General features: G+C 45.0%; 17 protein-coding genes. 12 read left to right on the forward strand and 5 right to left on the reverse strand.

Annotated features, from left to right (window positions below; translation table 11 throughout):
- Positions 1-65: 65 nt before the first annotated feature.
- From glyS to PV02_RS01000, 3 genes are all read right to left on the reverse strand, one after another.
- Positions 66-1,817 (reverse strand): glycine--tRNA ligase, encoded by a 1,752-nt coding sequence (gene glyS / locus PV02_RS00990; RefSeq protein ID WP_256621485.1) that lies wholly within the window; start codon positions 1,815-1,817, stop codon positions 66-68.
- A 461-nt stretch (positions 1,818-2,278) separates the two neighbouring features.
- Entirely contained in the window at positions 2,279-3,070 is a 792-nt protein-coding gene (locus PV02_RS00995) for a 2-amino-3,7-dideoxy-D-threo-hept-6-ulosonate synthase (RefSeq protein ID WP_256621488.1), read from the reverse strand.
- Between the two features lie 64 nt (positions 3,071-3,134).
- Positions 3,135-3,647 (reverse strand): deoxyuridine 5'-triphosphate nucleotidohydrolase, encoded by a 513-nt coding sequence (locus PV02_RS01000; RefSeq protein WP_256621489.1) that lies wholly within the window; start codon positions 3,645-3,647, stop codon positions 3,135-3,137.
- Positions 3,648-3,850: 203 nt separating this feature from the next.
- Between PV02_RS01000 and PV02_RS01005 the strand changes: the two genes are divergently transcribed.
- From PV02_RS01005 to PV02_RS01020, 4 genes are all read left to right on the forward strand, one after another.
- A complete protein-coding gene (locus PV02_RS01005; protein WP_256621491.1) occupies positions 3,851-4,009 on the forward strand; it encodes a hypothetical protein in 159 nt (52 codons plus the stop codon).
- 9 nt (positions 4,010-4,018) lie between these two features.
- A complete protein-coding gene (locus PV02_RS01010; protein ID WP_256621492.1) occupies positions 4,019-5,563 on the forward strand; it encodes an FAD-dependent oxidoreductase in 1,545 nt (514 codons plus the stop codon).
- A 177-nt stretch (positions 5,564-5,740) separates the two neighbouring features.
- Positions 5,741-6,139 (forward strand): cupin domain-containing protein, encoded by a 399-nt coding sequence (locus PV02_RS01015; protein WP_256621493.1) that lies wholly within the window; start codon positions 5,741-5,743, stop codon positions 6,137-6,139.
- A 141-nt stretch (positions 6,140-6,280) separates the two neighbouring features.
- Positions 6,281-7,189: a UbiA family prenyltransferase gene (locus PV02_RS01020; protein ID WP_256621494.1), complete on the forward strand. Its 909-nt coding sequence runs from the start codon at positions 6,281-6,283 to the stop codon at positions 7,187-7,189.
- A 4-nt stretch (positions 7,190-7,193) separates the two neighbouring features.
- Here the strand turns inward: PV02_RS01020 and PV02_RS01025 are convergent, their stop codons facing one another.
- On the reverse strand, positions 7,194-8,741 hold the full coding sequence (locus PV02_RS01025; RefSeq protein WP_256621495.1) for an ArnT family glycosyltransferase: 1,548 nt from the start codon (positions 8,739-8,741) through the stop codon (positions 7,194-7,196).
- Between the two features lie 649 nt (positions 8,742-9,390).
- Here PV02_RS01025 and PV02_RS01030 point away from each other — a divergent pair.
- Genes PV02_RS01030 through PV02_RS01065 form a run of 8 tightly spaced genes read left to right on the forward strand, consistent with a single transcriptional unit; the run spans position 9,391 to position 18,147 of the window.
- Positions 9,391-10,455, forward strand: coding sequence for a GDP-mannose 4,6-dehydratase (locus tag PV02_RS01030; protein ID WP_256621496.1), 1,065 nt, complete (start codon positions 9,391-9,393; stop codon positions 10,453-10,455).
- 11 nt (positions 10,456-10,466) lie between these two features.
- Entirely contained in the window at positions 10,467-11,576 is a 1,110-nt protein-coding gene (locus tag PV02_RS01035) for a glycosyltransferase family 2 protein (RefSeq protein WP_256621497.1), read from the forward strand.
- Positions 11,573-12,706, forward strand: coding sequence for a glycosyltransferase family 4 protein (locus PV02_RS01040; RefSeq protein ID WP_256621498.1), 1,134 nt, complete (start codon positions 11,573-11,575; stop codon positions 12,704-12,706). The genes PV02_RS01035 and PV02_RS01040 overlap by 4 nt, the downstream gene beginning before the upstream one ends.
- A complete protein-coding gene (locus PV02_RS01045) occupies positions 12,703-13,812 on the forward strand; it encodes a glycosyltransferase family 4 protein (protein WP_256621499.1) in 1,110 nt (369 codons plus the stop codon). Before PV02_RS01040 ends, PV02_RS01045 begins: the two co-directional genes overlap by 4 nt.
- The gene (locus PV02_RS01050) at positions 13,799-14,776 is read left to right on the forward strand and encodes a glycosyltransferase family 2 protein (RefSeq protein ID WP_256621500.1); all 978 of its coding nucleotides are present in this window, start codon (positions 13,799-13,801) and stop codon (positions 14,774-14,776) included. The genes PV02_RS01045 and PV02_RS01050 overlap by 14 nt, the downstream gene beginning before the upstream one ends.
- Before the next feature lies 1 nt (position 14,777).
- Entirely contained in the window at positions 14,778-16,040 is a 1,263-nt protein-coding gene (locus PV02_RS01055) for an oligosaccharide flippase family protein (protein ID WP_256621501.1), read from the forward strand.
- Positions 16,037-17,200, forward strand: coding sequence for a prenyltransferase/squalene oxidase repeat-containing protein (locus tag PV02_RS01060; RefSeq protein WP_256621502.1), 1,164 nt, complete (start codon positions 16,037-16,039; stop codon positions 17,198-17,200). Before PV02_RS01055 ends, PV02_RS01060 begins: the two co-directional genes overlap by 4 nt.
- Positions 17,197-18,147: a glycosyltransferase family 2 protein gene (locus tag PV02_RS01065; RefSeq protein WP_256621503.1), complete on the forward strand. Its 951-nt coding sequence runs from the start codon at positions 17,197-17,199 to the stop codon at positions 18,145-18,147. Before PV02_RS01060 ends, PV02_RS01065 begins: the two co-directional genes overlap by 4 nt.
- Here the strand turns inward: PV02_RS01065 and PV02_RS01070 are convergent.
- Positions 18,140-20,260 carry a glycosyltransferase family 39 protein gene (locus PV02_RS01070; RefSeq protein WP_256621505.1) on the reverse strand — a complete coding sequence of 707 codons (2,121 nt, stop codon included), beginning with the start codon at positions 20,258-20,260 and terminating at the stop codon, positions 18,140-18,142. The genes PV02_RS01065 and PV02_RS01070 overlap by 8 nt on opposite strands.
- Between the last annotated feature and the right edge of the window lie 56 nt (positions 20,261-20,316).

A 20,316-nucleotide genomic window follows, 5' to 3' on the forward strand; every position in this document is an offset into this window, starting at 1 on the left:
GGTTTAAAGTTTGCCAATAATACAATCCTTAAACTTTTAAACCTGCCGTAAGCGGAGTGAAAGTATTAGAGTGCCCTGCCTGCACTCTGGAACTCCCTGCCCCTGTACATCAATCCGTAGAGCACTTCCTCGATACCCTCCACCGGAGTGCGGACCTGCTTCATACCGTCGCGCTCGCGTATGGTCACGGTCATATCCTTCAGGGTATCATAATCGATGGTGACACAGTACGGGGTACCGATCTCATCGTTCCTCCTGTAGCGGCGGCCGATGGTTCCCGAGTCGTCATAGGATACGAGCAGTCCCCTTTCCCTGAGCCTGGACTCGATATCCTTTGCAGGGCCGATGAGCTCCTCCCTTGTGAGCAGGGGCAGGATGGCTACCTGCACAGGAGCGACCTCGTTCCTGAATCTCATGACGATCCTGTTCTCCTCTCCTTCTTCTCCCTCCTCGGCTGAGGACACTGCCTCCTCATCGAATGAATGCTCCATGACCGCATAGAATATCCTGTCGATACCGAAGGAAGGTTCAACAACATGGGGCACTATGTTCTCTCCGCTTACCTTAACGGTCTCTTCTGCAAATTCCACGACATCCTTAGGGATAATTATCTCCTCGGCATCCACTCTGACCTTGATCTCTTCCTTTTCAAGCTCCTCTCTCGTGAGGGCCTTAAGGGCTTCGGCAACCATCTTTGCCTTACCTTTGAAGAGTGGTCCCAGCTTGCCCATGTCAGGCTTGACAACAAAGCGGGTGACCATCTTTGGTTCCGGGTATTCCCTGTATATGGTAAGCTCTGTCTTGCTCACTGCAGCGTGGGCTGAAAGGTCGTAGTTAGTCCTGTCGGCTATTCCCACGATCTCGACCCAGCCGAACCTGTCAGTGCCAACCTCCGCATCCCAGCAGTCCATGGCATAGTGGGCCATCTCGTCTTTCTTGTGCTGCCTGAACCTCAGCCTGTCGGAAGCAATGCCCACCCTTGTGAGGAAGAGGTTTGTGAGGCCGATCTGGTATGCAAGGAACTCGTGGGCGATGATGCCCTGCTCAAGCGCCTGTCCGAGAGTCATCTTGTCCATTGAGCCTCTTTCCTGAGCAGCGTCGGAGTAAAGGTTAAGTTCTGTGTCTGCAAACCGCTTTATATTGGGGTGGCTCTTGTCAACGGGATCAATGAATATCTCAGCTTCGGCCTGGGTGAATTCCCTGAGCCTGATGACTCCCTGCCTGGGAGAGATCTCGTTCCTGTATGATTTTCCGATTTGTGTGGCACCGAAGGGCAGCTTCTCACGATAGAAGCGTGCAAGCCTCAGGAAATCCACGAACATTCCCTGGGCAGTCTCAGGACGCATGTATCCCTGCCTGCCTGTGCCTGGTCCTATCAGGGTCTTGAACATCAGGTTGAACTCATAGGCTTCCCCCAGGTCTCCTTTACACTCAGGGCACTTTACCATGTGCTCTCTGATGAGCCTGTCCAGCTCAAGGTTGGAGAGCGCATCGGCGCCTTCCAGGATGTGGCTGACAAGGTGATCGGCCCTGAAAGCCTCGCCGCATTTGGTGCATTCGCAGAGTGGGTCGGAGAAACCTCCCACATGTCCCGAGGCCACGAACACATCCTCAATACCTACAGTGGGAGTCTCTATTTCCATGTATCCTTCATGAATGACATAGAGGTCTCTCCAGATCTGCTCTATCCTGCGTTTAAGTGTGCTTCCCAGGGGACCGTAATCGTAGAACCCTGCGGTTCCCCCGTAAAGTTCGAATGAGTTCCATAAGAATCCCCGGCGCTTTGCCAGTTCTATAACCTGCTCGTATCTATCCATAAGTTATCCTCATAAGTGAGATTGATCAGAGATAAATAGAACATCGACATTCCCATTGCATTTAATAGTAACGAGACTTCATCCGGAGCCGTTGTGTGAATGTTTCTTCTGATTTTATGTACACGTTCCTGAAAAACAAGTTCATAAATATTATATTTGTGTACAGGGATTCTGTATATTAAGCAAGGTCAGCAATACAATCATATTTCATATCGTACCACCACCAACCATATATGATTCATTGGTCATTTCAACTTCTGGCCTTGCTTTCTACTACTTCTGCCAATGCAGATATGCGGGAGCACGCCGTATATCCTCTTGCTGATCACTTTGAATCCGGCCTTTTAACTGAAGTCGGTTTTCAGAGATCTGGATACAAAGCCTGCAGCATAAGCTGAGAGCAGCAGGCACGAAATATTCACTTAAAAAAGTACCTGCCCTGTAGTGACAGGGCATTGGGCTTATACTTTAAGGACTTCTTCCACAGTGTATCCTTCGTGGAGGATCTTGGATATGTGGGATACCAGCTTTGTGGGGTCATTTGACTGGAACACGTTCCTTCCAATGGCGACACCTCTTCCGCCTGCCTGGACGGAATCATAGACCATTTCAAGCAGTTCCTTCTCGGTCTCCATGCGCGGGCCGCCTGCTATCACAACAGGTACAGGGCATCCTTTCACGACCTCCCTGAAGGAGTCTATATCTCCGGTGTAATTCGTCTTGACGATATCTGCACCAAGCTCCGCGCCTATTCTTGCTGCATGCTTTACGTACTCGACATCGTGCTCGGATGTTACCTTTGCCCCGCGGGGGTACATCATGGCGAGCAGCGGCATTCCCCATTCATCGCACTGGCGGGCCACCCGGCCAAGATCCTGGAGCATTTCAGCCTCATCCTCTGCACCTACATTGATGTGCACTGACACGGCATCGGCGCCTACCTTGATAGCCTCTTCAATGGTTGTCACCAGCACCTTGTGGTTTGGGTCCGGTCCCAGTGAGGTGGAAGCGGACAGGTGGATGATAAGTCCTACATCCCTTCCGTACCCCCTGTGACCGTGTTTCGGAAGTCCCATGTGCCCGAGTACGGCATTGGCCCCTCCTTCAGCTACCTTGTTCACCGTGGCGGGAAGATCAATGATCCCCCTGATGGGCCCGGCACCTACACCATGGTCCATAGGTATTATTATTGTACGATGCGTGTTACGGTCGAATATCCTTTCCATCCTTACGGATTTGCCAATTTCGCTCATGCATCCTCCATATATTTGATTCTACATAATTTTAACGCGGAACAAAGCTGTTGACCGAAGTGTGTCAGATATTCTCATGCTGGTATCTGCCGTTGTAACCCTGTTCAACCTTGCTCTGAAGGCTGTAGAAAACAAGCTGTAAGAGGCGTGCATTTTTCCTGACCCTGAACCCGTAGGGGTTATACACCACAAGCATGGACTCGCTTCTTCCCCTGTATCCCGAGTCCCATACAGCAGATTCCACTGTCACGCCGCATCTCAGCAGGCTTGACCTTGGTCTTGCGATAGCGGCAAGGTCAAGGGGTATGTTCACGATCTCATTGAACGTCACCTTATATGTTCCGGGAGCCAGCAGTATCCATCCCCCGCTGTCAAACTCGAGGTTCTCGCTCTGCGGGACTTGCCTCTGGCTGTTGTCAAAGTCCACAGCTCCCAACCCCTTCAATGATTCCACAGTTCTGAGGGTCAGCTCCACGCTGTTGGGCTGCAGCTGCGTATCCTTATCGATCATATTCTCGACAAGCGGTGTTTCCCAGGCGATCCTTTCTCTCAGTTGGTCTCTTGATAACATCGTCATGGGCTTTATCTTTTGGATGATGGGATATTATTATTGCGGCCTCATCAGATGTCTGCAAAAGACCGATGCCGGTGCACCATGCATAATTCCCAATGCGCTAATATTGTTTTGAAGAGAATTAAAAACGTATATAAACCATGCAATTGATGTTTTAATTAAGGGTAAGTAAGGATGTTGAACGAGGACATCAGGGGGAAATCTTTATGGATGGAACTATACTTGCAAAGACAGCGTCCTGCATAGATGCAATCATTGCCAGGATGGATTTTGACGAGACCGACTGGAAGATCAGGCTTATCTATGAACTGCTGTCTGTCTCAGGAAGTCCGGGTCATTATAAATCATTGGCTGATATCCGGTGAGTGCAATCCATGGCTGGCAATAAGGAAACGGAATACGCTCTTCCTGGGATGCCGGAATCCTACTGGATAGCGACCACACAGGAGTCCCGCTATCCTTCTCTGTCGGGGGATATTGATGTGGATGTGGCGATCATCGGAGGAGGCATCGTAGGTGTTACCTCTGCACTGCTTCTTAAGGATGCAGGTCTGTCGGTAGCTCTCATTGAAGCAGGCCGGATGCTGCATGGCGTGAGCGGGCAGACCACGGCAAAAGTTACGTCCCAACATGGGCTGACCTATGAACGCTTGATCTCGGATTTTGGAGAACAGCAGGCACTACAGTATGCCGAATCCAACCAGGCTGCGATAGAGAAGATCGCTTCCCTTGTTAATTCCTATAACATAGATTGTGACTTTATGCGCAAGCCCGCATATGTTTATGCAGGTTCCGAAGCTTCAGCGGGGAAGATAGAAAGGGAAGTGGAAGCAGCCAGCAGCCTGGGTATTCCTGCCTCCTTCGAGGAAACGCCTCCTCTGCCTTTTGAGACCTATGGTTCTGTGCGCTTTGATGATCAGGCCCAGTTCCACCCGCGCAAGTACCTCTGTGCCCTGGCAAGGAAGATACCGGGTGAAGGATGCCATATATTTGAGAATACACGCGTTCACAAGATCGAAGGTGAGGGACCCGTAACAGTAAAGACCGAGAATAACGGGCTCATCAAGGCCCAGGATGTGATCCAGGCCACACATTTCCCTATCCATGACAAGCCAGGGATGCTGTTCTACAGGCTTTATCAGTCACGCACATACCTGCTGGGAACGCACATTGAGGAACCTTTTCCTGAAGGTATGTTCATTAATGCTGAACAGCCCTCCCGTTCTCTGCGCTCCCAACCTGATGGTGACAGCGAACTTGTGCTTGTAGTGGGAGAGGGCCACAGGACAGGAGAAGGCGGTAACACAAGAGACTATTACAGGCATCTGGAAGAGTGGATCAGGTCCATCTATACTGTCAACTCCATTGACTATCACTGGTCGACGCAGGATGTCATAACCGCTGACAATATTCCCTACATAGGAAGGATCACATCTGAGAGCAAGCACTCCTACCTGGCGACAGGATTCCGTAAATGGGGCATGACCACAGGTACGGTGGCTGCGATGATAATAAGCGACATGATCCTTGACCGGGACAATCCCTGGGCTGAGGTATACAACCCTTCCCGCCTCAAGCCGGTCGAATCCGCAAAGAATCTCATCTTCCAGACCCTGGAGTCGGGCAAGGGTCTTGTGGGTGCCAGGATCCTTCCAGTACCGGAGGATGCCTCACACATAGCGCCCGGAAAAGGTGATATAGTAAAGATCCGGGGTGAAAGGGTTGCTGCCTATCGTGATGACCAGGGTGTTCTCCATACCCTTGATCCTTCATGCAGGCACATGGGCTGCATAGTTTCATGGAACGATGCTGAGAAGACTTGGGACTGCCCATGCCACGGTTCACGTTATAACATCCGTGGGGAGGTCGTCCACAATCCTGCAGTGCACGGATTAAAGGAAAAGGAAACACAGGAATAATGTCGATACCTCTGACTGTTTTACTTAGAAGTTGCGACGTCTTTCATAATGATCTTATATATACATATAAAAGCCGCTTAATTATTTATTTTATCTAATCTATTTAATTATTTCTTTAAATTAGCGCAAATTTAACTCCCGAATGATTTTATATGCGATTAATCCTTATGTAAAGGTATGAAGGGATTTTCAATCAATATCGAAGATGCAACGCTTGAGAACGACAATTTCCGCAAGGTCCTCTACACATCAAAACACAGCCAGCTGGTGCTCATGAGCCTCAGGCCCATGGAAGAGATCGGCATGGAAGTGCATGAGGAGAATGACCAGTTCTTCCGTTTTGAGAGCGGACAGGGGAAGTGCATAATTGACGGCAATGAATATGAGCTCGCTGACGGTGTGGCAGTGGTCGTACCTGCAGGCGCACAGCACAACGTCGTCAATACTTCGAAAACTGAGGATCTGAAACTTTATACTATCTACTCTCCGGCCCACCACAAGGATGGCATCGTGCGTGCCACAAAGGAAGAGGCCGAAGCTAACGAGGCGGAATTCGACGGGAAGACAACTGAATAAGTTATACCGGGTGGATTGCTCCATCCGGAGCTGACGATGGCTGTGCCTCATCAGCATAGAATTTTTTAACCAGGCAGGATACCCTTTCCTGATGATTCTCCATGGCCCTATGTCTTTGGCAATATCCTGCCGGTTGCCCGGATGTTTTTCAAAGAGTCTGAAAAGTGTCCGCTTATAGGGAACGATACAATGTCCATGAAAAAAGCAAAAGGCTTTGTGAGGTTGTTAAGGTTCGAGCTTCCATTCTCTGCCGGGGTATGCGTAGTTATGGGTCAAATCCTGGCTTTGGGAGGGTTTGCATCTGCCTCTGAGATCCTGTATGGCTTTTTCTCTGTATTCTTTATCTCAGCTTCGATATTAGTATTGAACGATTACTTCGATGTTGAGACTGACAGGCTCAACGCACCTGATCGCCCGATCCCTTCAAAGCTTGTCACTGCATCAGAGGCTCTATTGCTATCAATAAGCCTTATGCTCGCTGGTCTTGTCCTTAGTTACCTGATCAGTTTTATGGCGTTATTGTTGTCACTTGTTCTACTGATCGTTGGATCTCTCTATAACCGGAACTACAAGAAAAGCGGCCTGCCCGGGAATCTGATGGTGAGCTTTTCGGTAGGGATGACATTTATCTATGGCGGCGTGTCCGTAGGGCTGCCCTTCAATAGCATTGTCTGGCTCTTTGCAGCAATTGCCGCATTAATAGACCTGGGGGAGGAGATAGCTGCTGATGCTATGGATATGCAGGGAGATCTTCTTATCAGTTCAAGATCCCTGGCAATAAGATATGGGGGCCGTTTTGCTCTGCGGATAAGCGGTTACATTTTCTTTTCTGTTATTCTGCTTACATCAGTTCCTTTCATATTCGGATGGCTGCCTGCTATCTACTTGCTCCCCATTGCAATAATGGATATTTCGATCGCTTATTCGTCTCTGAGATTATTGGGGTCCGGGAATGATACGAGGGCAGGAAGGAAATATATCCGTCATATCTATTTGGGTTCAACATCAGGGCTGTTGGTCTTTATATTGATGAGGCTTCTTGAAATGTGACAAGTTACAAAGACGGACACACGGATTCATTTGTATGATCCCACATGTAAACCCTTATAGTCGGATCCTGCAGTTGTCTGGTTGTGTTGGACTCGATAAAGTCCCTGGACTGTGGCGATATTTTGTGCCATGCAAGGGTATCTGTGACAATCCAGCCTCTTTCATGTTGACAGGTAACATTTTTCAGCATTTCGGTATCTTTTATAACTATTGAGTTGGAGTATTTATCGCGGGTTGCATTTTCTACTGTAAAGGGTTCCATCCCGGTGCCCATTACATTGAAAGCAAGCCAGTAATCGTTTTTCCCCAGATAGAACTGGGCAGGGGCTGTCCATGCGGATACTACAACATCCCCTGGTTGCATATTGCTGTCCACATAGGAGTACGCCTTCCTGAAATCCGAACGTGGGGCATTAGGGCCCAGGTCATATGCTTCCTTTGGCATGAAAGTAAAGGCGGGGGAGAGGTACATCAGAACGATTAGAAAGATCATTGTTATTGAGCATACAATCGGACGAACTTTTGAACAAGGATATTGCCTATCGCCATAAGAAAACAAACGACTGCATTTCCGACTTGCCATTTCCGAAGTATGATTAATCACAAAGTCAAGGAAATAAGCCACAAGTACCAGCATCGCAGGTATCACGAAATACAGGTAGCGGGTAGCAAATAGGAGTACGTGGAAAAAGATCACATAAAAAGGAATTATAAAGGACATTGTCAGAAGTAAACCTTTACTCCAGTCCCTGCTTAAAAGCACGGTCGCCCCCGGAACTGCAAAAAACAAAGCAAATCCGAGGTTTCCTTTGAGGAAGTAGATATATTCATCATAATAATTTACCTGTGTCTGAACGACGTTCGAGATCACACCTCTGTTGTAGGCCAGGCCAAGAAGAAGTACGAGAACCAGTGCGATGTACAACACACTTTTTTTCCCCGGGACGTTATAATGTTTCTCTTTCAGGAAATAGGCGGCTATGAAAACCAGGAACACTCCTATAAGGACATAGCCGAACACGTGGGACAGGATCGTTGCTGCGAATGAAGCTATGAGTAAACCCAGATGCTTTTTGTTCCTGTGATTCACGTACTCATAGAACAGATATAACGACAGCAGATAAAAAAATTGCAGTTGTTGATACATCCTTGCCTGTCTTGACCAGGCAATTTCCCACACAGAAAATGCCACAAGGATTGCTGCGAGAAGACCTACTCTCTTGTTCCCCCACCTGGATCCCATATAATATACGAGTAAAATTGTCAGGGTTCCTAAGATCACACTTGGTAACCTGCCTGCAAACTCGCTGACTCCCAGGAAACTGAATGAGACTGCTATGAAAAAAGTGTTCAGTATCGCACGGCTATAGAAGAGGCCAGACGGGAAGACCGGAATCCCATTCTCGATCATGGAGATTGCAGCTATCGAACTTATCGTCTCGTCAAACCAGAAAGATTCGTGTCCGAGATCATATATCCTTAGGAATAATCCGAATGACAATATAAGCAGGAGTATGATATTGTCCTTAATGAACTGCAGTCCGTATTTCATGATAACCTGTCATAGGATGTTTAAGACCAAATATTTTGGAACAATATAGTATCAGGCATATTTTATATTTAAAGCGTTGGTCTTTTTCCTTAATGAAATACTTATCCGATACAAATCAAAATCATTTATCGGACTTGCACAACGCTTTTTTTCTTTCAATGGCCTATGGCTGTTTTTTTTCTGTTTACTCTGTGATGTAATTTTATCCCGCCTAAATCTCCTCTGCTGGGCCGTGCCAGAATCACATTCAAAATACGGATAATACGACTATTATGCATATTGTGATCCGACATAACCAATATTAACATGAACATATATGGACACAATAGGATAAATTTAAATAATATACTTATAAATAGTATAGTGCTGTATGTAGCAACACTCTTAATTTGTGTAGAAACTTTCCGGATTCATGCACTTATATATGAGATAATAAGTTCCTGTCAGCAGATCACAGGAGAGCAATATACAGTGGTAATGAAATGGGAGGCACTCAGTAATAGTAAAAATCCATGCGAGTCGAAATAATGGATGATAAAAGCAATAATTGCAAAAATACTTTCGCATCATTGCGCCCACACATTAAAGATTTATTTAAAGTATGCCGTGTTTAAACGGTAAGCAAAAAAATTTTTAAAAAGGTGATTATTTGGCAATATTACTCACAGGCTGCGCAGGGTTTATTGGTTCCCATGTGCTGGACAGGCTTCTTTCCATGGATGAAGAGGTCATTGGGGTGGACAATTTCGATTCTTATTATAATCCTCTGATCAAAGGTAAAAATATAGAGCACAATCTGAACAATAAGAACTTCACCCTGTATAACACCGATATCAGAAACATTCAGGAAATGGATCGCATTTTCAGCGACAATTCGATTGATACAATTGTTCATCTGGCAGCAAGGGCAGGGGTCAGGCCTTCGATAAATGATCCTATGCTGTATGAGGATGTCAACATCAAAGGCACCCTGAACCTGCTGGAACTCAGCATAAAGTACAACGTAGGTAATTTTGTTTTCGCATCCACATCCTCCGTGTATGGTGCCAATGAGAAGATACCCTTCAGTGAAGAGGACAACGTTGACAGGTCCATTTCACCTTATGCAGCGTCAAAAAAAGCATGTGAGACCTTTTGTTATACCTATCACCACCTGTACAACCTGCCCGTAGTATGCCTGCGCTTTTTTACGGTCTACGGCCCCAGGCAGAGGCCTGAGATGGCAATACACAAATTCACGCAGCTTATCGACGAAGGCCGCGAGATCGAAATGTATGGAGACGGAAGCTCCAGGAGAGACTACACCTACATAGGCGACATCGTGGACGGCATAGTCAATGCCACAGGGATCAAGGAAGGCTACGAGATAATCAACCTCGGCAATTCCGACGTGGTGGAACTGCGCTACCTTATCCGTGTCATAGAACAGAACCTCGGTAAGGAAGCAAGGATAAAAGAACTTCCTGACCAGCCCGGGGACGTCCCGATCACCTATGCAGACATCTCCAAGGCCAGATCCCTCATCAGATATAACCCTCAGGTGAAGATAGAAGAAGGTATCAAAAGGTTTGTGGAATGGTACCGTAATGAGCGTATTGTATTCCAGGAAAGCGACATCAGTGAGATCAGCAAGATCATTGAGAGCCATATCCCTGCTGTTGTACAATCCCCGGATGAAGACAGAAGCAAGGAAAAGAAGTACATAGCTGTATAAGGGTGATTATTTTGAGATCCATTGCTGTTCCATCCTATGAAAATAAGAGGAAGGTAATTTCCAGGCACAGGAAAATCCATGAATCCGTAGATCCGCTTGAAGATGACTTAGGGGAATTCTTCATTGATGATATGCCGGGAGATAACATCTACAGGATGAGGACCGGGCTGTCAGGAAAAAGTGCGTTGATATCTGTTGTTGTCCCATTCTATAATGAGGAAGATAACGTAGTGCCTCTGTACGAGGAAATTTGTGAATCTGTCAATCCTCTTGATAACCAGTTTGAGATAATCTTCGTTGACGATGGGTCCACGGATGCCACCTACAGAATGATGGCCGACCTGTCAAAGAAGGACCAGCGGCTCAGGATCATAAAGTTCAGGAGCAATTTCGGCCAGAGCGCTGCCCTGAAAGCCGGCTTTGATAACGCTAAAGGGGAATATGTGATTACCCTGGATGCCGACCTGCAGAACGATCCTCACGATATCCCCGCCATGATCGACAAGATAATGACCGAGGACTATGACGTGGTATGTGGCTGGCGTTTCAACAGGAGAGATACAGGCTCAAAAAAGGTGTTTTCAAAATTCGCTAATTTCCTGAGGAATCAGCTCACAAGTGAGCAGATACATGATTCCGGGTCTACGTTCAGGATATACAAGAAAGAGTGCACTGAAGACCTTGAACTCTACGGGGAGCTGCACCGTTACATCCCTGCAATGCTCTCCTGGAAAGGCTACAAAATAGGGGAGATCAAAACAAATCACAGGGAAAGGCTGCACGGGAAGACGAAATACAATTACAAGAGATTGATAAAAGGTTTTCTTGATCTTATAGTCATCACGTTCTGGCAGAAATACTCGCTCAGGCCGATACATATTTTCGGCGGCTTAGGCATGGTCTTCAGCGTTCTGGGCGGGTTAATAACCACATACCTTGTATTCATAAGATTGGTCTACGGAACTGGGCTTGCTGACCGGCCTCTGTTCACAGCGGGTATTTTCTCCATGATCATAGGCATACAGTTCTTCACATTAGGAATTCTTGCTGATGTCATGGTAAAGATATATTATGGCCAGAACGGAAGGAAAAACTATCTTGTAGAGAGGAACATCGGATGAGAATCCTGATGCTCAACTATGAGTTTCCCCCATTGGGAGGAGGTGGAGGCGTTGCCGCCAAAAAACTGGCAGAAGGTTTCGTCAAGCTGGGTCATGAGGTTGATTATGTTACAACTGCATATAAAGGCCAGAAAGAACATGAAGTCATAGACGGAATCAATATTTACCGGGTAAGGGTCATTGGCCGCAGGGATCTGGCTACAGCTACAATGCCTTCTATGATCAGTTTTCCATTACTGGCCTATGCCAAAGCATGCAAACTGTGCCGGCAATACGAATACGGGTTCATGAACACGCATTTTGCCGTTCCCACAGGACCGTTGGGAATGTGGGTTTCCGGTAAGTTCAAGATACCTAATCTCCTGTCAATACACGGCGGTGACATTTATGATCCCTCGAAAAAGAGCTCCCCTCACAAAAAACTGTACTTGAGGAAAACTGTCGAAAAGGTCCTGAACGATTCATCTTATATCATTGCCCAGTCATCCAATACCAGAGAAAACGCCTTGAAATACTACGATGTTAAAAGAAAAATACACATCATACCTCTGGCGCATCAGCCGTTTGAATTCAATCATGTGGAAAGAAAAAGCCTCGGGCTGAAGGAAGAATTGTTCTATACTATCAGTGTCGGAAGACTGGTCAAAAGAAAGGGATTTGACTTTCTGATCAAGAGTATTGCACAAACCCCTCCAAATGTTCATGCATTGATTATTGGCGAGGGTCCTGAAAAAGAAAACCTGGAATCCCTGGCACGCCAATTGAACGTTCAGGAGAGGATCCATTTTCTGGGCTTTGTTACTGAAGAGAAGAAATTCCAGTATCTTCAGAATGCGGACCTTTATGTTCTATCTTCCGTGCATGAGGGGTTCGGTATCGTGTTGCAGGAAGCAATGCAGGTTGGCCTGCCAATAGTTTCAACTGATTACGGGGGCCAGGTCGACTTTGTCAAAGAAGGTGAGAACGGATATCTTATCAGTTATGGGGACCTGGGTGCACTATCAGGTAAGATCCGGCTTTTCGCAGAAAATAAAAAATTATGGGATAAAATCTCTGCAACTAATAAAGAGCAATGCAATATGTTCTCGCCTGAAAGGATATGTCGCCAGTATCTGGAGATGCTGGTATGAGAGTAGGCGTTGATGCAAGGACCTTGAATATCAAGGGAGGAAGCAGAACCTATGCATCGAATCTGTTGTCCAACATACGTGACCGCGATGACATTACTCTCTTTGGTGTTGATGGATATGAAGATTATACCTGCGTGGAAGAAAAGCTCGATCAACAGAACCCGCTAAACAGGCTATATTACGATAACATCAAACTGCCTAAAATGCTGAAAAGTCATGATATCGATATCTTTCACGGGCTAAAAGGAGTCGGGCCTAAAGTAGAAGCGGTTAAAACGATAATCACAGTCCATGATATCCATGTTCTGGCTTACCCCCGGTTTGCAAAATTCAAGGATCTCGTGTACTGGAAATATTTCTCTCCGGCCAGCATTAGAAGAGCTGATAAGATCATTTCCGTCTCGAAAGCCACAAAAAAGGACCTGATGGAAAAAATGGACATCCCTGCTGATAGGATAGTAGTCATCCACGAATCATACGATTCAAACCTCTACTGCAGGAGAGAGGGTGCCTATCAAAGGGTCAGCTCATTCCTTGCTGAAAAAAGGATAGATATCTCCAACAAAAGAATAATACTGAATGTCAATACAGTAAGTCCGCGCAAGAATATAGACGGTGTCATTAGGGCTTTTAACCTGGTTGCAGGCACGGAAGAAGACCTTGTTCTGATCATAGCGGGCAGGGATGGATGGAAAACGAGACAGACTTACGAAGAATACAACAGTTCCCCTTTTAAGAGCCAGATCCATTTTGTAGGCTTCACCCCTGACGAGGTCGTTGCGGACATGTATAATGTTGCAGAGGCATTTGTCTACCCTTCCTTTTACGAAGGATTCGGCCTCCCGATATTAGAAGCGCAGGCATGCGGATGTCCTGTCATAACCTCCGGCATAAGCAGCATGCCTGAAGTTGCCGGAAGAGGTGCGTTGCTTGTGGACCCTTACAAGGTGGAGGAAATATCCGATGCGATATCGGACATAATTGCTGATCAAGCTTTGAGAGAATCATTGATTAAGAAAGGATTAGCCAATTCTGCGAAGTTCTCATGGGAAGAATGCGCCAATAAAACATTGCAGGTATACCAGGAGGTGTATGATGAAGGATGAGGAGTGCCCCCTGATTAGCATAGTAATGTTAAACTATAACGGATTGGAGTATTTGAAAAAGACAGTCCCCTCTGTTCTAGAACTGAACTACCCGAACTATGAATATATAATAGTCGATAACGGCTCTTCGGATGGCAGCATTGACTTTATCAGGGGTTTTGAAAGAATAAGGCTCGTCGAGAACGGGGAAAATGTCGGTTATTCAAAGGGAAAGAACATAGGATTCCGGGAAGCAAACGGCGAGTACGTACTCTCACTGGACAATGACATACTGCTGACCGACCAGGACATACTTGGAAAGCTCCTGAGTATGCGCGGGAAGGATACAGGTTTCATCCAGGTCCTTTTCACAGATATTGATACTATGCACACGAAATACTACGGGATCTATTTTTCCTTTTACGGAGCTAATCTCCATCTGAAGCCGCAAGACGTAGAAAAAATCCGAAACTGTAAAAAGCAAATCCCAATAGGAGCCGCTACCGGAGGATGCTTCTTTGTGAGTAAGAAGAACTGGGATTATATAGGCGGTTTTGATGAGTCCCAGTCATTTAATCTCGATGACATGGATGTGGGGCCCCGTGCATGGATGTATGGATTTAAGAACTACCTGTACACCGGATCCTATGCCATACATCTGGGAATTAATAAGACGCAAACAGCAGAATCATATGCTAACCGGTTCAGGCTCTTTTTTTCAGGCCATGCGAGGAGCATGATAAAAAACTACCGGTTAGGCAGCTTAATAATATGCCTTCCTTCATTGTTTGCGTTCCAGTTTGTGAAATCACTGAGGTATTCCGTAAAGAAAACGAGCCCGAAGATCTTTCTTGCTTTCCTCGGATCAGTCGGCTTTTTCCTGAAAAACCTGCCCGACACTCTGGACCAAAGGCGGATAGTCCAGTCTAAAAGAACTGTAAGTAATGACCTTTTTCTGAAAATAGAGCCACCAAAGTTTGATTGAAATGAAGAACAGGATAAAACGTACCTATTCAAGGCACCGGGAAACGATCCACAACTTCGGCTGGAGGGCTCTACAGACTTTCGGGAAGCAAATTGTCACATTCAGCATCCTGGCATTATCCGCTAAACTCCTTACGCCTTACGATTTCGGTGTTTACAACTACGTATTAACAATCATCTTTCTGCTGATAATATTTGGCGACTTCGGGATCTCAACTGCGACATCGAAATACGTTGCCGAATACAATGCCACTGATAAAAAGAAATTAGAGTTGATTCTGTTCAATTCCTCCGTCATATTGGTGGTCCTGGCCACAGCCATATCCCTCCTGACCGTAGTTTTTGGAAAATATGTGCTTGAAGATAAGTACGCTTACGTACTTTATGTGCTACCGATGTTGTTCTTTGCACCGATCAGTTCTCTGTATGACGGGATCTTCCGCGGGTTGAAACGGTTCAAGGACCTGGCTATCATATCGTTGTCCGTTGGTTTTTCATCTCTGCTCTTCGTATACATCCTTATCGGCAAATACGGCCTGGCAGGAGCTCTGGTGTCCCAAAGCCTGTTCTACGTTATCCTGACAATAGTGCTGTTCTCAAGCTATGGGAACCTGCATGTCCGGTTTGACGGAAAGATAATGAGGACCCTTTTGAACTACTCCCTGGTGATTGGAGTATCCAGCATAGCTTATTTCCTGTACTCCAGAGTGGACATCCTGGTTCTGGGACACTACGGGTATGTTGAAGAGATAGGGTACTATGAACTGATCAACAAGGGATTTGAATTGATGTTCCTGCCCTTTGCCTTACTGGCACAGGTTATTGCACCGGACATAACTGCCTGCTTTGCCAGAAAGGACTACTCCGGAGTAAGAGCGAAACTGTCCTCATTTATGAAAATAATTATTCCGTCATCGATCCTCATAGCAATAATGTTCTATTTCATGTTTCCTTTGGTGATAAGGGAGTTCTTAACGGAATATTACGTCGAAGAAATGCTGATAGCGATTTTTATCTTAAGCTTTCTGATCCCGGCTAAAATATGGGGCGTGTTCCAGACCCAGAGTTTTATCGTGGCAACCGGATTTGCCCGGATCGTTGCAGTTACTACCATGATAGGCGGGATCCTGAATATATTCCTGGACATAGTTGCCATTAATCTGGTAGGTTTCACAGGCGTTTTCTGGGTTACGCTGATAATACACTCAATGAACATAATCTTTCAGACTGTATACTATAAACGTGAGATAGGGGAGGTAAAATGAAGGACGTAAAGGATTTTGTCTTGGGTTTATACTCTAAAGATGGCTCTTTCAGTTATTCTCCTGCTAACAGGATAAGCAATCTTTATTCTACCTGCTTTGGGGTCATGTGTCTGGACCTGATCAACGGGATGGATACATTTGAAGATAAGGACCGGGTATCCAATTACATACAAAGCTTCCAGGATGAAAGAACGGGTTACTTTATAGATAATACCGCGATTCCTCAGAACAATGCCTCCCATGATCAGGAGTATATCTGTTTGCAACTGACGGATTTTGCGCAACTGGCCTTGTCGGCACTGGGCAAAAATGCGAAGTATGAATACGCTTTTCTGAAGAAGTATAAGGATGAGGAATATCTGAGAAAGTGGTTCTACGGGCTTAACTGGAAAGACCCGTGGCTTGTCAGCAACCTCGTAATGTTCATACTGAACTCGATGATCTATGAGAGTGAAACTGAAAATAAAAAGTATATTGATACTATAATCTCTCTGCTGAACCGGTCCCAGGATCCTGGGACCGGGTACTGGAATCTCGGAAACAAGGTAACCCTCCATAATCAAATGGCTGGGGCTTACCACTTCATTTTCTTCTATACCTATCTGAAAATCGAACCCAATCACATCGACAGGATAATAGATTCGACGCTCATGGTACAGAATTATGACGGCTTGTTCAATTATGAGGGAGGAGGAGGCAGCTGTGACGACCTGGATGCTGTGGATCTTCTTTGCAGGGCTGCTTTTTATTCGGACCATAGAAAAGCCGAAATAAGGGATTCCTTGGGCTTTGCATATCAGGCACTACTAGATAATCAAAATCCTGACGGCGGGTTCTGCTGGGCCAAAAGGAACAAGCTAAAGCTTGGCGATTTCAGCCACCTGCTCAATATAAGAATGCTAGAACATAAGCCTGATTTCCTATTGAATGCGGCCTCAAAGGCAAAGAAGATAGGATATAATATAAGCAATAATCAATTCCATTGGAGATACTCAGGATTGGAGACCATGAAACTGAAAAATGACGACAGTGATTTGTTCTCGACATGGTTCCGGCTTACCGGTATAGCCTTTATTGAAACGACTTTTGGGGAAGCCTTCAAGAAGTCATATGAGTGGAAACTGAGAAAAAAATGTGGATTGGGGTTTTATAACAAATGAGTGAACCGGAAATATCAGTCGTGATGTCCGTATACAATGGGGAAAAGCACCTTGACGAATGTATCGGAAGCATCCTGGGCCAGTCATTCCGGGACTTCGAGCTGATAATAGTCAACGATTGTTCCATGGATGGCAGCCTGAAGATAATTGAAAGGTATGAAAAGAGCGATCACAGGATCAAGGTGATAAATAACCCTGAAAACCTTGGCCTGACCAAGTCCCTGAACATAGGAATAAAGATCTCCAGGGGCAAGTACATTGCAAGAATAGATGCTGATGATATTTGTTCACCTGACCGCTTTGAGATCCAGTATCAATTCCTGGAAAAGCAAAAGCACATTTTCTTGGCAGGCTCAGGGACAGACAAAATCGATGAGAGCGGGAATACCGTCTCAAGGCACAGGCCTATCGTGGAGGAAAAAGAAATAGAAAAAGAACTATCCCTTCACAACTGCGTAAGCCATCCGACAATTATGTTCAGAAACGAAGGGTTCACATACAGGGAGAAGTTTGTCTATGCGCAGGACTATGATTTTTACTTAATCTTACTTTCCGGCGGGAAAAAAATATCTAACATTCCTGAACCCTTGGTGAAATACAGAATAAGCCCATGCGCAATCTCATGGTCCAAGAAAGCAAAGCAAGACCTTTTTGCGCTGAAAGCAAATGAGTTCTATCAGCAGAGACTGAAGAACGGTAGTGATCAATATGGGAGTTTCAATCCTGGTGAGATATTACATATTGAAATTGAAGAATCTACTGACAGGCTCGTATTGAAATCGGAAATTGAGGCAAGCTTCAAGCTGAATGATTTCAAGAGAGTAAGAAAGCTTTGCAGGACCTATTGCATTCATTACGGTTTTGTCAATTGTGGATCCTGCTATTACGTATTGTCTTTTGCAGGAGAAAGGGTTATAAATAAAGTAAGGCTGATCCTGTTCAGCTAGTATCCCATGAATATATCTGGAATCCATTGATGGTGTTGATATGGCGGAAATGGACATCATACAACTGAAAATCCCTGCTTGATAACTTCATTTCCTCCTGCCCGTTTTCCGAGAGAATGACTTTATCGCTCGAAACATATATTCCTTTTTTATTAGCGTCCACTGCTTCATTGAGCTCCGAATACCCAAAGTAGGTGGACTGGACATAGGTCTTCCGGGATATGTCGTAGTATAGTGTACCGTCGGAACTGCGCCGTACTAATTTTCGTCCGTTGTCCATGGGTCTGTCAAGATATAATATGAATTCCGCATACCGTCCGTCAAGGACAAGAACGTTATCTTCGTTAATACCCATTTCTTCCAGATATTCCACAACCTGCAATAGATTAAATCGCCCGATGCCAATATTGTCAACCTGGACATTGGATATTTTTTCATTCTGGTACGCTAAGACCGGGTTCACTGAATATAACAGGGCGGTTGGATTGATCAGAAGGACCAGAGTTATAATAAGTACTGTTCTCTCAGGTCTTGAACTGAACAGCTTAATCAGGTTCAGGACCGAATTGGCAAATATGATAATGTAAGGAAGGAACAGGAAATACAGGTACCTTACCGGAATATATTCAAGGTGAGTCTCATATTTAAGGCCGTATAGAACCAGCCCGAATACAAACGAAGAAAACAGAATTAACAGGTACTTTCTTGGCACCTCGCTCGAATCAAAGGAGAAAAGGCCCAGTAAGAACATCCCATAGAAGAAAAGAGATTTTATGTCCACTCCATAGAACCATTGCCACGGTGAGTCTGTCAGGGGATTGAAGAAGAAATCAAAGTAAATAAAATCTAGGTCCTTAAACCCGAACACAAAGGGAAACTTTTCGATGAGGAACAATGCAGACAGCAGCGCTGAATAAACAGCAACCCAGTAAACAAGGTTCACACTTCTTATATTTGCACGTAATACTGTCATGGCCCGCATCCCTGAAAACGTGCCTCCTGCAACTATCTTATTAAGAAGGTGATTGAGGATGTATAATGCAGTGAACAGGACATATATACCTACAACGATAGTCTGTGAACGGATGTTGTGATACACAAATACAAGGGATAGCGGTACGAAAGAGAAAAAAAGAAGATACAATAAGATCTTTTTCGGGCTTTCTGTTTCACTAATTTTCCTGTAGATGACAAAACACAGGTATAGGGCTATCGAACCGACCATAAGATCAAAGGAATAATCCCTAGTAATGCGTGCATGGATTATTGCCCAAGGTGATATCACATACAAAAAAGAGGATACTAAAGCCAGATTCCTGTTTATCAGACCAGAGCTTAAGTAAATGAAAATTAAAGTAATGAAACTATAGAGTATAAAAGGTATTTTGATGGTAAAAAAATCGAAACCAAAAGAAGTAACAATTTTTAACATCAGGAAGTCAGTTATCGGGGAGTATCTGTAGACAGACATCCCATTTTCATACATGTTCTTTATGCCCAGGACATTGTAATTATCTGTGCCGTTAATAAAATCAGTATCGTACAACCTGGTAATAAAAAACAGCGTGAGAATGACCAACAGAAACGCGTTATACCATAGATTCTCCCTGCCTGTCAGCATATAAATTAATTTTCCAACTCCTTTTGCCTTTCCCTTTGCCGGCATTTCCATGATTTCTTCAGTAAGCCCGGCCTTTGCCGGGATACTCTCCTTCTTAAAGTGGAGCATTAAAAAGCCAGCTCCAATTAAAAATACGATTAAATAGGGTTGGACAGAGGAAATTGAAGATTCGATCGATTTTAAAAAGTGATTCTGTTGTATGAGATCAAAGCTTAATCCACTGAGAACAACCAGCAGGAGACAAAATAAAAAAAGTCCTTTCATATGCGGTTGTGTAATCTCCCTGAAGTGTTCCTCATCTTTCTGTATATATATGAAAAACCAGGCGAAACCACATGCAACAGTAGCAACCATCAGCAAATGAACATCGATCCAGATGCTGACGACAAAAGATGTCAGGTAGTGGAGTATGATCAGTATGATTTCAACAATAAGTAAATTAGATGTTATTTCCAGTAATAAATCCCTTTTTTTCTGTATGAACGTTATCATTTGTAAATCTCACAAAACAGGTGCTTGAGTAAACAGATTTTATAAATATAAAACTA

It is taken from the genome of Methanolobus chelungpuianus (assembly GCF_024500045.1).
GTDB classification, from domain to species: Archaea; Halobacteriota; Methanosarcinia; order Methanosarcinales; family Methanosarcinaceae; genus Methanolobus; species Methanolobus chelungpuianus.